The 12,157-nt window shown below is 58.9% G+C and carries 12 protein-coding genes; 4 read left to right on the forward strand and 8 right to left on the reverse strand.

Annotated elements, in window-relative coordinates:
* Nucleotides 1-45: 45 nt before the first annotated feature.
* The 4 genes from ICY20_RS04295 to ICY20_RS04310 all read right to left on the reverse strand — a co-directional run bounded on the left by ICY20_RS04295 (nucleotide 46) and on the right by ICY20_RS04310 (nucleotide 3,217).
* Nucleotides 46-441 carry a PIN domain-containing protein gene (locus ICY20_RS04295; RefSeq protein ID WP_159959275.1) on the reverse strand — a complete coding sequence of 132 codons (396 nt, stop codon included), beginning with the start codon at nucleotides 439-441 and terminating at the stop codon, nucleotides 46-48.
* Nucleotides 438-695, reverse strand: a complete 258-nt coding sequence (locus tag ICY20_RS04300) for an AbrB/MazE/SpoVT family DNA-binding domain-containing protein (protein ID WP_194936998.1) — start codon at nucleotides 693-695, stop codon at nucleotides 438-440. The genes ICY20_RS04295 and ICY20_RS04300 overlap by 4 nt, the downstream gene beginning before the upstream one ends.
* 173 nt (nucleotides 696-868) lie before the next feature.
* Nucleotides 869-2,242 carry a nucleotide 5'-monophosphate nucleosidase PpnN gene (gene ppnN / locus ICY20_RS04305; RefSeq protein WP_159959271.1) on the reverse strand — a complete coding sequence of 458 codons (1,374 nt, stop codon included), beginning with the start codon at nucleotides 2,240-2,242 and terminating at the stop codon, nucleotides 869-871.
* 150 nt (nucleotides 2,243-2,392) lie between these two features.
* Complete coding sequence (locus tag ICY20_RS04310; protein WP_194936999.1) at nucleotides 2,393-3,217, reverse strand: aspartyl/asparaginyl beta-hydroxylase domain-containing protein; 825 nt, start codon at nucleotides 3,215-3,217, stop codon at nucleotides 2,393-2,395.
* Between the two features lie 309 nt (nucleotides 3,218-3,526).
* On the opposite strand from ICY20_RS04310, the gene fabV reads away from it, so the two are divergent.
* Together fabV and ICY20_RS04320 are read left to right on the forward strand one after the other, a co-directional pair.
* The gene (fabV, locus tag ICY20_RS04315; RefSeq protein WP_159959267.1) at nucleotides 3,527-4,720 is read left to right on the forward strand and encodes an enoyl-ACP reductase FabV; all 1,194 of its coding nucleotides are present in this window, start codon (nucleotides 3,527-3,529) and stop codon (nucleotides 4,718-4,720) included.
* Between the two features lie 199 nt (nucleotides 4,721-4,919).
* Nucleotides 4,920-5,543 (forward strand): HAD family hydrolase, encoded by a 624-nt coding sequence (locus tag ICY20_RS04320; protein WP_194937000.1) that lies wholly within the window; start codon nucleotides 4,920-4,922, stop codon nucleotides 5,541-5,543.
* Here the strand turns inward: ICY20_RS04320 and ICY20_RS04325 are convergent.
* The gene (locus tag ICY20_RS04325; RefSeq protein WP_159959263.1) at nucleotides 5,540-6,445 is read right to left on the reverse strand and encodes a LysR family transcriptional regulator; all 906 of its coding nucleotides are present in this window, start codon (nucleotides 6,443-6,445) and stop codon (nucleotides 5,540-5,542) included. The genes ICY20_RS04320 and ICY20_RS04325 overlap by 4 nt on opposite strands.
* 103 nt (nucleotides 6,446-6,548) lie before the next feature.
* Here ICY20_RS04325 and ICY20_RS04330 point away from each other — a divergent pair, with 103 nt between their 5' ends.
* A complete protein-coding gene (locus tag ICY20_RS04330; protein WP_159959261.1) occupies nucleotides 6,549-7,718 on the forward strand; it encodes an aspartate aminotransferase family protein in 1,170 nt (389 codons plus the stop codon).
* A 119-nt stretch (nucleotides 7,719-7,837) separates the two neighbouring features.
* On the opposite strand, the gene punR is transcribed toward ICY20_RS04330, so the two are convergent.
* Nucleotides 7,838-8,752, reverse strand: a complete 915-nt coding sequence (gene punR, locus ICY20_RS04335; protein WP_159959259.1) for a DNA-binding transcriptional activator PunR — start codon at nucleotides 8,750-8,752, stop codon at nucleotides 7,838-7,840.
* 122 nt (nucleotides 8,753-8,874) lie between these two features.
* On the opposite strand from punR, the gene punC reads away from it, so the two are divergent.
* Nucleotides 8,875-10,059, forward strand: coding sequence for a purine nucleoside transporter PunC (punC, locus tag ICY20_RS04340; protein ID WP_159959257.1), 1,185 nt, complete (start codon nucleotides 8,875-8,877; stop codon nucleotides 10,057-10,059).
* Nucleotides 10,060-10,206: 147 nt separating this feature from the next.
* Here punC and ICY20_RS04345 read toward each other — a convergent pair whose 3' ends face one another.
* Nucleotides 10,207-11,040 (reverse strand): nucleoside-binding protein, encoded by an 834-nt coding sequence (locus ICY20_RS04345; protein WP_159959255.1) that lies wholly within the window; start codon nucleotides 11,038-11,040, stop codon nucleotides 10,207-10,209.
* 143 nt (nucleotides 11,041-11,183) lie between these two features.
* A complete protein-coding gene (locus ICY20_RS04350; protein ID WP_159959253.1) occupies nucleotides 11,184-12,134 on the reverse strand; it encodes a LysR family transcriptional regulator in 951 nt (316 codons plus the stop codon).
* Nucleotides 12,135-12,157: the final 23 nt, after the last annotated feature.

Consider the following 12,157-nt stretch of genomic DNA (forward strand, 5'->3'; position numbering starts at 1 on the left):
TTGAGCGTTTTTACCAAAGCCTGGAGGTAGTGGCAATGCAGCGGCTCATGTCAGCCGTTTCATCCCAGCACCCTTGGCGGCGTTAAGGTCAAACGTAGCCGTGTACTCACAGCCGGCCCCATGGGCGCAACGCTCTATAAGGCAGTCGGCAAAATCGGCTTTGCTCGCGGTGAAGCGCCGCAGCGCCTGCCAGATGATCTCGGCATGTTCGATGGTCAGTTCACGGGTGCGCAGCAGCGTTTCCAGTACGGTCACAATGTCGCTTTTCGCCGATGTGTAGCAGCTTTGTAAAACCCAGACCAACTCCACCACGGACACCAGGCTGACAAAGCCCGGAGAAAATGCAGTGAGCGACTCGATCAGCTCGGATGCCTTGGGCGATTGCACCGGATCATCCTGGGTTACGTAGCGCACCAGCACATTGGTATCCAGGCCGATCATCCAGCATTCGCTCCTTGAGCCGCGATAGCACGGTTCATGTCTTCAAGGGAAACCGCTTTGGTGGGCTTCTGGATAAGGCCCTTGAGGTCATGCACGGTTTTGCTGGCTGCAATGATGGAAAACTTGCCGTCTTCCATCTCGACAAATTCGACGCGGTCTCCGGTTTCGAGGCCCAGGGCCGTTCTGACCTGGACGGGAATGGTGATTTGCCCTTTTGAGGTGAGTGTTGCGGTTGCCATAGTGACGGTCTCCATCGTGATGCTCCTTACCTTAGGGTAAGGAGTAATGGAGGACAAGATCCGTTGGTCCATAGGTTGCTCGTAGGTTGGGGGTGAATCGGAATAAGTAAAACCTAGTCCGACTCACGCCCATTCGCATACCTTTGTGAGCAATCAAAGCGCTACAACATGTGACTCAATACTGGCCCTTATTGCACTACGCGATAGCACGGCACGTAGGCCGCACCACCTGGTAGCTTCATGCGGTGCTGGGCGACAAATGCCTGCAACAACTCGTCCAGCGGCTTCATGATGGCCGGGTCGCCGTGGATCTCATACGGGCCGTTCTGCTCGATCAGGCGGATGCCCTTGTCCTTCACGTTGCCCGCCACAATCCCGGAGAATGCTCGGCGCAGGTTGGCTGCCAGTTCATGGGGTGGCAGCGAATGGCTCAGTTGCAGGCTGGCCATATTGGCGTGGGTCGGGTCGAACGGGCGCTGGAAGCCCTCGTCGATCTTCAGCAGCCAATTGAAGTGGAAAGCGTCATTGCGCTCGCGACGGAACTGCTTCACCTCCTTGAGCCCAACAGTCATCTGGCGCGCCACTTCGGCCGGGTCGTCGATGATGATCTGGTAGTGCGCCTGCGCAGCTTCGCCCAGGGTGGCGCCGACAAATGCATGCAGTTGTTGCAGGTAGGGCGCGGCGTGTTTCGGCCCGGTGAGGATGACCGGGAACGGCAGGTCGCGGTTGTCCGGGTGCATGAGGATGCCCAGCAGGTACAGGAACTCTTCGGCGGTACCGGCGCCACCGGGGAAGATGATGATGCCGTGGCCCACGCGCACGAATGCTTCAAGGCGTTTTTCGATGTCCGGCAGGATCACCAGCTCGTTGACGATTGGGTTCGGCGCTTCTGCCGCGATGATGCCGGGCTCGGTCAGGCCCAGGTAGCGCCCGCCGGTGATGCGTTGCTTGGCGTGGGAAATGGTCGCGCCCTTCATCGGCCCTTTCATCACGCCGGGGCCACAGCCGGTGCACACATCAAGGCTGCGCAGGCCCAGTTCATGGCCGACTTTCTTGGTGTATTTGTATTCTTCGGTATTGATCGAGTGCCCGCCCCAGCACACCACGATCTTCGGCTCGACGCCGGGGCGCAACGTACGGGCGTTGCGCAGCAGGTGGAACACGTAGTCGGTGATGCCCTGAGAGTTGCTGAGGTCGATGCGCTGACTGTCCAACTCATTTTCGGTGTAGACGATGTCACGCAGGGCGCTGAACAACATCTCGCGGGTGCTGGCGATCATTTCGCCATCAACGAACGCATCGGCCGGCGCATTCAGCAGTTCAAGGCGCACGCCGCGATCCTGCTGGTGGATGCGCACTTCAAAGTCTTGGTAGGCGTCGAGGATAGTCTTGGCGTTGTCGATATGTGCGCCGGTGTTGAGGATGGCCAGGGCGCACTGGCGAAACAGGGTGTAGGTGCTACCGGTGCCGGCTTCGCTCAGTTGCTGCACTTCACGTTGGGAGAGGGTTTCGAGGCTGCCTTTGGGGCTGACGGAGGCGTTGATCACTTGACGTTGGGGCATTCTGATTCCTTGAAAGCACAGCCACCGCACCCGCAGCGGGCCGCGATGGCTTGAGAATGATGGGCGCCGAATACGGTCGCACGAGACGGATATTTACCTCAGGCCCTGTGCCGAGTGCAAACACCGTCCAGCACCATCATGCCGCAGAACTTACTGAATCAGCTTCCAGTTTTTGTAGAAAACCCGACGCAGGGTAAAGACCATCCCGGCAAACCCCGCGATCAGGGCGTTGAGCACCAAAGGCAACGGCGTCGGCCGCACGATATCGATAAACAGGCAGTAACGCTTTGCGTCGTTCTTGTTGAAGGAGGCATGCATCAGCGTGTCGTCGAAGATAAACAGCGGGTCATCGTGCCAGTAGTGCTTGTGATTGCCCACTTGGATGTAAACACCCTCGTGATGAGGCGCCGGCGCCATGTTGTAAAGCACGCGGAACATCATGCGCAGCGGGCCGAAGTGAAAGGAGGTCGAGCGGTTTTCGTTGAAGACCGACACGCCGATGGTCTTCACGAATGGCAGTTTTTCCCGCAGTGCCGGGATATCGAGTGTGGTTTCGATGGGCCGACCGTACCATTGAAAAAACAACATGCCGCGCTTTTTCTCGGCCATGCGTTCATCCAGGTAACCAATGATTTCATCTTTGTGGGCCATGGCGTCGTTGATCACCTGTTGCAGGTCTGCACGCCAGGCGGGTGGCAAGTCGTGCATCGTATAAACGTGGCGGTTACGCGAACTCAGCAGATCAAACAACGTGTTGAACGGTGCCAGCAGCCAGGTGTTGCGACCACTGCCGATAAAGTATTTTTTGAGGGTGGGCATGTCGTACAGGCCGTTACGCAGGAAGTCGTAAATACCGCAGACGAGCACCAGGCTGAGAAACACCACGGTGGTTTCGGGGAACACATCGATGATCAGCAGTACGCCCAGTACCCAGGCGACCGATATCGCTTTTTTACGCAAAGCAGGCTTGTTCATGCAGCAGAGCTCCAGCAGGACGCCATTCGACAGGTCCGGGTCCCTGGCTGCGAGTGGTGGGGGTTTGAAACATATTGAAACAACTGCGCCATGATAAGGCGTCCTGCGCCGTTTGAGCGTTATAAATATTGCGAAATTGTGAAGGCTTTACTCCGTTTTTAACGGGATAGGTGTTTTACCGATTGGATTTTGTAAACAGAAGATTTGCGACTATCGTGACGCTTCGGTTTTTCGGACGTCATAGACCGGTACGAATGAAGTTGAATGGCCACCACTGGCCGTCGACCCCTTGGAAGAGGCAGAAATTTTATGATCATCAAACCGCGGGTTCGTGGCTTTATCTGTGTGACCGCTCACCCTGTTGGCTGTGAAGCGAACGTCAAAGAGCAGATCGACTACGTTACCCAGCACGGCGCCATTGAAGGCGGCCCCAAGAAGGTGCTGGTCCTGGGCGCTTCCACCGGCTACGGCCTGGCCGCGCGCATCAGTGCTGCGTTTGGCTGCGGCGCCGATACCCTGGGCGTGTTTTTTGAGAAAGAAGGCGAAGAAGGCAAGCTGAGCTCGGCCGGCTGGTACAACAGCGCCGCGTTCGAGAAGTTTGCTGTCGAAAAAGGCCTGTACGCCAAGAGCATCAACGGCGACGCGTTCTCTGATGAGATCAAGCGCCTGACTATCGAAACCATCAAGAAAGACCTGGGCAAGATCGACCTGGTGGTCTACAGCCTGGCCGCGCCACGCCGTACCGACCCGCAAGGCGTGGTGCACAACTCCACCCTCAAGCCGATCGGCAAGGCCGTGACCCTGCGCGGTATCAACACCGACAAAGGCGTGGTGGTCGACACCACCCTTGAGCCCGCGACCCAGGAAGAAATCGACGGCACCGTCAAAGTGATGGGCGGTGAAGACTGGCAGCTGTGGATCGACGCCCTGCGTGACGCCGATGTACTGGCCGAAGGCGCCAAGACCACTGCGTTCACCTACCTCGGCGAGAAGCTGACCCAGGACATCTACTGGAACGGCTCCATCGGCGAAGCCAAGAAAGACCTGGACAAAAAAGTCCTGACCCTGCGCGACAACCTTGCCGCACTCAAGGGTGACGCCCGCGTGTCGGTGCTCAAGGCTGTGGTCACCCAGGCCAGCTCGGCGATCCCAATCATGCCGCTGTACCTGTCGCTGCTGTTTAAAGTGATGAAAGAGCAGGGCACCCACGAAGGTTGCATCGAGCAGGTCTACGGCCTGTTCAAGGACAGCCTCTACGGCAACGAGCCGAAACTCGACGCCGACGGCCGCCTGCGTGCCGACCTGGCCGAGCTTGAGCCCAAGGTCCAGGACGCTGTGGCTGCACTGTGGAACCAGGTCACCGACGACAACGTCAACGAGATCAGTGATTTTGCCGGCTACAAGGCTGAGTTCCTGCGCTTGTTCGGTTTCGAGATCGACGGTGTGGACTACGAAGCTGATGTGAACCCGACTGTGAAGATCAATGGCTTGGTTCAAGCCTAAACACGGTCAAAAAATGTGAGAGGGGGCTTGCTCCCGATTGCGGTATGTCAGTCAGCTAATCTGTGGCTGACACACCGCGATCGGGAGCAAGCCCCCTCCCACATTTGACCTGTGTGTTTTTCAGAACCGTCTTACACGCCAGTTGCTGCTCAGATCTGCCAGACTCCTTCCGCTATCACTCACGCTAACGGAGGATCTGATGACGATTCGTGCAGTAGTTTTTGATTTCGGCGGTGTCCTGTTCGATTGGAACCCGCACCACCTGTACCGCAAGCTGATTGCCGACGATCACGAGCGGCAATGGTTCCTCGATACCATCTGCACTCAAGCCTGGAACACCGAGCAAGACGCCGGTCGCTCCCTTGCCGAGGGCACCCGCAGCCTGATCGAGCAACATCCCCACCATGAGCGCCTGATCCAGGCCTATTACGAGCGTTGGCACGAGATGTTGCGGGGCCCGCTGCCCGAAGGCGTGGCGATTCTCAAGGCGTTGCACCAGGCAAATATGCCGTTGTTCGGGCTCACCAACTGGTCGGCAGAGACCTTTCCCTATGCGTTGGCCAATTACCCGTTTCTCCAGCATTTTCGTGACATCGTGGTGTCGGGTGAGTTGAAGTTGATCAAGCCTGATCCGGCGATCTATCACGCCAGCCTGAGCCAGGTGCGCGCCTATTTGCCTGACATACAGCCCGCTGAAGTTGTGTTTATCGATGATGTCGAGGGCAATATCGACGCTGCCGTGGCTCTTGGCTGGCAAGGTATCCATCATGTGTCGGCCGAGCGCACCGCCGCGCAGTTGCGTGAGTGGGGAGTGGGCTTTTAGCGCGCCCATTTTTCCATCACAAAGTCGACAAAAGCCCGCAGTTTCGGCAGACGGTAACGGTCTTGGCCATACAGCACGTGCATGGGGCGGCTCGGCAACTGATAGGTGGTCAGCAAGGCCACCAGCTTGCCGGTCTGCAGGTCCGGCTGCACCAGGGCATCGGGCAACATGACGATGCCCATGCCTTGCACAGCCGCCTGGCGTAGGCCTTGGGAGCTATTGATGGTCAGTGAGCCGGATACCGGCACCTCCACTTCGCCTTCTTCGCCAGTCATGCGCCACAGCTTGTCGGCGTTGCGCCAATCGTCGGTGGAAGGGTAGGCGAACGCCAGGCAGTCATGTTGCTGCAAATCTTCAGGGGTTTGCGGTATACCGCGCCGTGCCAGGTAATCAGGTGAGGCGCAGAGGGTGATGGTGTAGTCCTGCATCGGCCGGGCGATCAGGCTTGAAGGCTCCAATTCGCCGAGGCGGATGGCCACGTCGAAGCCGCTGTCGACCATGTCCACGCGCTGGTTGCTGAGCACGACGTAGAGTTTGATCAACGGGTAGCGTTGGGCAAATTCGCTCAAGGCCGGCGCCAGGCGCTCCGTGCCAAAGGCTGGCGGAGCAGTGATACGCAAGGTGCCTTTGGGTATCTCGCTGTGTGCCTGTTCGGCCAGTTGTTCGGAGTCTGCCACCAGCCCCAGTACTTCCAGGCAACGTTGGTAATACTGCCCACCAAATTCCGTGAGGCTTTGTTTGCGCGTGGTGCGCTTGAGCAGGCTGACGCCCAGGCGTTGCTCCAAGGCGCGCAGATGGTTGCCGACCATGGTGGTCGACAGACCGCACGCCTGGGCGGCTGCGGTCATGCTGCCGGTTTCCACCACCTTCACATATACCGACATTGCCTGGAATAAATCCATTATCAAGCCCTGATTTAAAGTCATTGCAGGAATGTGCAGTTTATCCATCACTGGTGGCTAACGATACTGGCGCCATCACAACGATGCACTGGAGCCCGCCACCATGACCGCCGCCTGCCTGATGACCACTTACCAACCTTTGGCCCTGAGCTTTACCCGCGGCCTGGGCACGCGCCTGTGGGACCAGCAAGGTCGCGAGTACCTGGATGCCGTGGCCGGTGTGGCGGTGACCAACGTCGGTCACTCTCACCCCAGGTTGGTGACGGCCATCAGTGAACAAGCCGGTTTGTTGTTGCATACCTCCAACCTCTACAGCATCGATTGGCAACAACGGTTGGCCCAGCGCCTGACCCAGCTGTCCGGCCTGGACCGTGCCTTCTTCAACAACTCCGGCGCCGAAGCCAACGAAACCGCGCTGAAACTGGCGCGGTTGCATGGCTGGAAAAAGGGCATTGAGGAACCGTTGGTGGTGGTGATGGAAAACGCCTTTCACGGTCGCACCCTCGGCACGATGGCGGCCAGTGACGGGCCCTCGGTACGCCTGGGTTTTCAACGGCTGCCGGGGGATTTCCTCAAGGTCGGCTTTGGCGATATGGCTGCGATAGAGGCGATCACTAGAGCCTTTGGTGCACGTATCGCCGCGGTGCTGCTGGAACCTATCCAGGGTGAAAGCGGCGTACTGCCAGCGCCGCCGGGCTACCTGCGGGCCTTGCGCGATCACTGCACCCGTCACGGTTGGCTGCTTATGCTCGACGAAATCCAGACCGGCATCGGTCGTACCGGCGCCTGGTTTGCCTTCCAGCATGAAGGCATCGTTCCTGACGTGATGACCCTGGCAAAAGGCCTCGGCAACGGCGTGCCCATCGGCGCGTGCCTGGCCCGGTCGGCGGTGGCTCAACTGTTCACGCCCGGTAGCCATGGCAGCACATTTGGCGGTAACCCGCTGGCGTGTCGTGTGGGGTGTACCGTGCTGGATATCATCGAAGAGCAGGGCTTGCTGCACAATGCTGCGCAACAAGGCGAGCGCCTGCTGGCGCGGTTGCGGGTTGAGCTGGCCGAGCATCCGCAGGTACTGGCGATTCGTGGGCAAGGCCTGATGATCGGTATCGAGTTGGCTAGCCCTTATCGCGACCTGGCCCTGCGCGCCGCGCAAGAGCATGGTCTGCTGATTAACGTGACACGGGGCAAGATCATTCGTTTGTTGCCGCCGTTGACCCTGGATGCCAAGGAGGTGGAAATGATCGTACGGGCCATTACCCGTTTACTTGCTTGAAATATGATCAAAATGTGGGAGCTGGCTTGCCTGCGATAACGGAGAGCCAGTGACTAATGTGCTCACTGATACACCGCTATCGCAGGCAAGCCAGCTCCCACAAGGTATCTCCATTGTTTTCAGAGGTCATGCCCATTCAGCCACTCCTGGTTCATGGTCTCCTTGTCCCCCAGGTAATCCAGCAGCCACGCCATTGCCGGCGACAATTTGTTCTGCGCCCACGCCACACACGAGGGACTGGCCGGAAACGGCCGGCTCAACTGCAAGGCCACCAGTTCACCGCGCTCAATCCACGGCAACACCTGATGCGCCGGCGCCATGCCAACGCACAAGCCATCGCGCAGGCAATCGATGGCCGACGGCCAATTCGGCACCACCAGCCGCCGCTGGTTATCCAGGGTCCAGGTGTCGCGCTTGGGCAGGTTGCGCGACGTGTCGGTCATGCACAGCGAGGCGTAGGGGCGCAATTGGTCGTCGCTGAGCAAACCTTCCAGTGCTGCCAGTGGATGCTTCGCGCTGACCACACACAGCCAGTTCAGCAAACCCATATCGCGAAAGCTGAAGTGGCTGGCCACCGGTACAGCGCTGGTGGCGCCGATCACAATGTCAGTGCGCTCGTCCGCCAGGGCATCCCACACGCCGTTGTACACCTCGTACTCCAGCAACAACTCCACCTCGGGAAACTGCCGGTAGAAATCCAACACCAATTGCCGGCAGCGTTGGGGTTTGACGATGGAGTCCACCGCCACCTTCAACTGGCCGCTCCAACCATTGGCCACTTGCTGGCACAGGCGCCTTGTGCCGAGCATTTTTTTCATCACGCCGCGAGCCTCTTCTATAAAGAGGCGGCCGGCGGGCGTCAGTTCCACATCGCGATGGCGTCGCACGAACAAGGGCACTGCCAGCCATTCTTCAATCTGACGCACTGTGTAGCTGATGGCCGACGGCACGCGGTGCAATTCCTGGGCGGCTGCGCTGAAACTGCCATGGCGCGCCACCGCATCGACTACATCCAGGGAGTATTCGGACCACATCGTCGCTGCCTTCAAAATTATTGATAGAGGTGTCCAATTATTATCGCTTCACACACAAACTGTCAGCTTCATAATGGGCGCCAGTCAGCAAATAGTTTGATGGCAGGATCTACAAGGCGTCGATGAAAAATTCTTTTGGTTTCACCTGGTATCTGGCGGGGCTGAGCATGCTCGGTTATCTCGCCATGGACATGTACTTGCCTGCGTTTGGCGCCATGGGCGAGCAGTTGCAGATTGGCGCGGGGGCGGTGGGCGCCAGCCTGAGTATTTTCCTCGCCGGCTTTGCGGTGGGGCAGTTGTTGTGGGGGCCGTTGTCTGACCGCTTGGGGCGCAAGCCGATTCTGCTTGCCGGCCTTAGCCTGTTCGTACTGGGCTGTGCGGGGATGTTCTGGGTCGAGACTGCGCCGCAACTGCTGGCGCTGCGCTTTATGCAAGCGATTGGCGTGTGTTCCGCCGCCGTGAGCTGGCAAGCGCTGGTAATTGACCGCTACCCGGCGGACAAGGCCCATCGCGTGTTCGCCAGCATCATGCCGTTGATGTCACTGTCACCAGCCCTGGCGCCGCTGTTGGGCGCGATGGTGTTGAATCACCTTGGCTGGCAGGCGATCTTCGGGGTATTGCTGGGGGTGTCGTTGCTGTTGCTGCTGCCTACATTATTCCTGCGCACCGTGCCGAAACGCCAGGCGGTTGAAGGTGAAACTTCACGCCTGGGCTACGGCCAGTTGCTGACCTCTCGCGTGTTTACCGGCAACGTGATGATGTTCGCCGCATGCTCGGCCAGCTTCTTCGCCTGGCTGACCGCGTCACCGTTCATCCTCGGAGACATGGGCTACAGCCCGAATGACATCGGCCTGAGCTACGTGCTGCCGACGTTGGCTTTTCTGGTGGGCGGCTACAGCTGCCGCAGTGCCTTGCAGCATTTGCAGGGTAAGACGCTGTTGCCGTGGTTGCTGCTGGCTTACTGCATCAGCATGGTGGCGTTGTATCTGGTTGCCACGTTGACCGTGCCGACCCTTACGACTTTATTGATTCCGTTCTGCCTGATGGCACTGGTCAACGGTGCCAGTTATCCCATCGTCGTGGCGAATGCGCTGATGCCCTTTGCAGAAAATTCCGGCAAGGCGGCGGCGCTGCAAAATACGCTGCAATTGGGGCTGTGCTTTTTAAGCAGCTTGTTGGTGTCGTCGATGATTGACCAGCCCCTGTTGATTACCGTGATCGTGATGCTGGCGACGGCGCCGTTGGCGGTGTTGGGGTATTGGTTGGCGCGGCCGAAATCGGATAATTCGGAACTGGCAAAGGCTTGACCTGGCAATACGGTAAAAAAATGTGGGAGGGGGCTTGCTCCCGATAGCGGTGTGTCAGTCAGCATTTTCAGTACTGACACTCCACAATCGGGAGCAAGCCCCCTCCCACATTTTGATTGGGTTTCTTCAGTGTTTAAGCTGCATGAGTTAGAAGGTGATTTCCATATTCACCGTCGGCGTCGACGTGCGGCTACCCCGGCCACCGTCCACACCAAACTTGTTATGCCAGTACTCGTAGCCCACCCCGAGATACAGGTTCGGCTTCACGCTCTTGCCCGGTCGCACTGCCACCATCAACGCCGTACGCATCAGCGCTTCCGGCGCGGTATCGCGGCCATGGTAATCCTCGCCTTTTTCCCCAACGTAATTGATGAAACCCTGGAATTTCGCCCCATGGTTGGCGATCTCGAACGGGCGCATCCACGTCAGGTTGAGCATGTAGGTATCGTCGAACGTGTGGTTCGACTCCCGGGCGCCAGGGATGCCGGTGTGGTTCTTTTCCTTGTAGTACATCAGGCTCAGGTCCAACACGCCGACGGTATTGAACTTGAGGGTCGGGCCAATCACCAGGGCACGCTTTTTGGCGGAGGCGAAGTTGTTGTTGCGGTTCGCGTCGAAGCCCAGGGTCAGCGCGTAATCCTTGATCACACCGGTGCCCAGCGGTACATCGAACACCCGTGATGCGTACAACTGATGCCGGTACACCGCATACACCTCACTGCCACCATGATCGGTGCCCTTGCGTGGGTCGCGGCTGTCGGAGAGGAACACATCCAGGTTCAGGAAGTTGCTGCCGTATTGGTAGCCGCTGGCGTGGGTAAAGCTGTAGATGCGCTTGCTGAAATCGTCGGGGTTATTGGGATTGGTGAACTGTTGGCCGTAGCGAAACCCTACGCTGTTGTTCATCCATTCCACCGCGACGGCCTCCCCGCCGCCGAGCAGGGTGAGCAATACGGTTGCGCCGTGCAGTGCCTTTTTCATTGTTTTAGTTCCTTTGGCGTTTGGCTCATGACGGCCTTGCAGGGGCCGACCGGCGCAGTATCAGCACAAGGGCGGCGTGCGCCAAAGAACAGAATCTCGCCTGGGCCGATGCCGAATCGGCAGCAACGAAACTGCCGTTAAAGTCAGGAAATACGCGGCGCGCAGAGCGTTTCTTCCCGTTCGCGCAGGGCGATTTCCTCGCCCAGCAAGTGGGTTAGGGCTTGCACTGCTACCGGCAGGTCGCGGTCTTTGCGGGCATACACGCCGAGGTCGCTGAAGATGCCGCCCTGGTCACTCAAGGGGATATGCAGCAGTTCGCCGCGTGCCAGGTCGGCCTCGATGCCGATACGGGTCTGAAAGGCGATGCCCAATTGCTGGCGCGCCAACTGCCGGGCCAACTCCATGGAGTTGCTGTGCAGCAAGGGTTTGTTCGCGGCCGCTGTGCGCTTATGCAACGGGGCGATCAGGTGATGCACCGACAGCTCGCTCTTGGCCTGGATCACCCCATGTTCGCAACACTGCCCGTAGCTGACCCTGGCCTCACCGGCCAACGGGTGGGTGGGGGCCATCAGTGCACCCAAGCGGAAATGCCCGACACACAGCTGCGTAATTTCAGCGTTTCGGGGTAGGGCAAAGGCCAGCCCAACATCAGCCTGGCCATTGGTCACCGCACTTGGGATCGACTGCGAACCTTGCACCGTCACGCCAATCGTCACCTGCGGGTAACGCTCGCGCATGCGCTTGAGGGCGGCGGGCAGCAGTTCGACGGCGGCACCTTCCACCGTGGCAATTTCCACATGGCCAGTCTGCACACCGTGCAAGCCATCCAGTTCGCCGCGCATCCGTTCCACATCCTGCAACAGCAGCGTCACGTGGCGGGTGAGGATCTCACCGGCGGCTGTTACCCGCAGCCCGCCCGGCAGGCGATCGAACAGTGGCGTGCCCATTTCATCTTCCAGCTTGAGGATCTGTCGGTTCACCGCCGATGACGCCACGTTAAGGCGACGCGCCGCCTCCCGGATCGAATGACAGCGCCGCACCATGTCGAAGTAATAGATCGCTGGGGCGTGAATACGCAGCTTACGGTTGAGCATTTTTTTTCAGGTCCTTTTGCGCA

The sequence above is a fragment of the Pseudomonas pisciculturae genome (genome assembly GCF_015461805.1).
GTDB lineage: Bacteria > Pseudomonadota > Gammaproteobacteria > Pseudomonadales > Pseudomonadaceae > Aquipseudomonas > Aquipseudomonas pisciculturae.

Excerpts from the sequence above, each read along its gene's own strand:
- ICY20_RS04295 (WP_159959275.1), bottom strand. The coding sequence starts at position 441 with ATGATCGGCCTGGATACCAATGTGCTGGTGCGCTACGTAACCCAGGAT.
- ICY20_RS04300 (WP_194936998.1), bottom strand. The coding sequence starts at position 695 with ATGGAGACCGTCACTATGGCAACCGCAACACTCACCTCAAAAGGGCAA.
- ppnN (WP_159959271.1), bottom strand. The coding sequence starts at position 2,242 with ATGCCCCAACGTCAAGTGATCAACGCCTCCGTCAGCCCCAAAGGCAGC.
- ICY20_RS04310 (WP_194936999.1), bottom strand. The coding sequence starts at position 3,217 with ATGAACAAGCCTGCTTTGCGTAAAAAAGCGATATCGGTCGCCTGGGTA.
- fabV (WP_159959267.1), top strand. The coding sequence starts at position 3,527 with ATGATCATCAAACCGCGGGTTCGTGGCTTTATCTGTGTGACCGCTCAC.
- ICY20_RS04320 (WP_194937000.1), top strand. The coding sequence starts at position 4,920 with ATGACGATTCGTGCAGTAGTTTTTGATTTCGGCGGTGTCCTGTTCGAT.
- ICY20_RS04325 (WP_159959263.1), bottom strand. The coding sequence starts at position 6,445 with ATGGATTTATTCCAGGCAATGTCGGTATATGTGAAGGTGGTGGAAACC.
- ICY20_RS04330 (WP_159959261.1), top strand. The coding sequence starts at position 6,549 with ATGACCGCCGCCTGCCTGATGACCACTTACCAACCTTTGGCCCTGAGC.
- punR (WP_159959259.1), bottom strand. The coding sequence starts at position 8,752 with ATGTGGTCCGAATACTCCCTGGATGTAGTCGATGCGGTGGCGCGCCAT.
- punC (WP_159959257.1), top strand. The coding sequence starts at position 8,875 with ATGAAAAATTCTTTTGGTTTCACCTGGTATCTGGCGGGGCTGAGCATG.
- ICY20_RS04345 (WP_159959255.1), bottom strand. The coding sequence starts at position 11,040 with ATGAAAAAGGCACTGCACGGCGCAACCGTATTGCTCACCCTGCTCGGC.
- ICY20_RS04350 (WP_159959253.1), bottom strand. The coding sequence starts at position 12,134 with ATGCTCAACCGTAAGCTGCGTATTCACGCCCCAGCGATCTATTACTTC.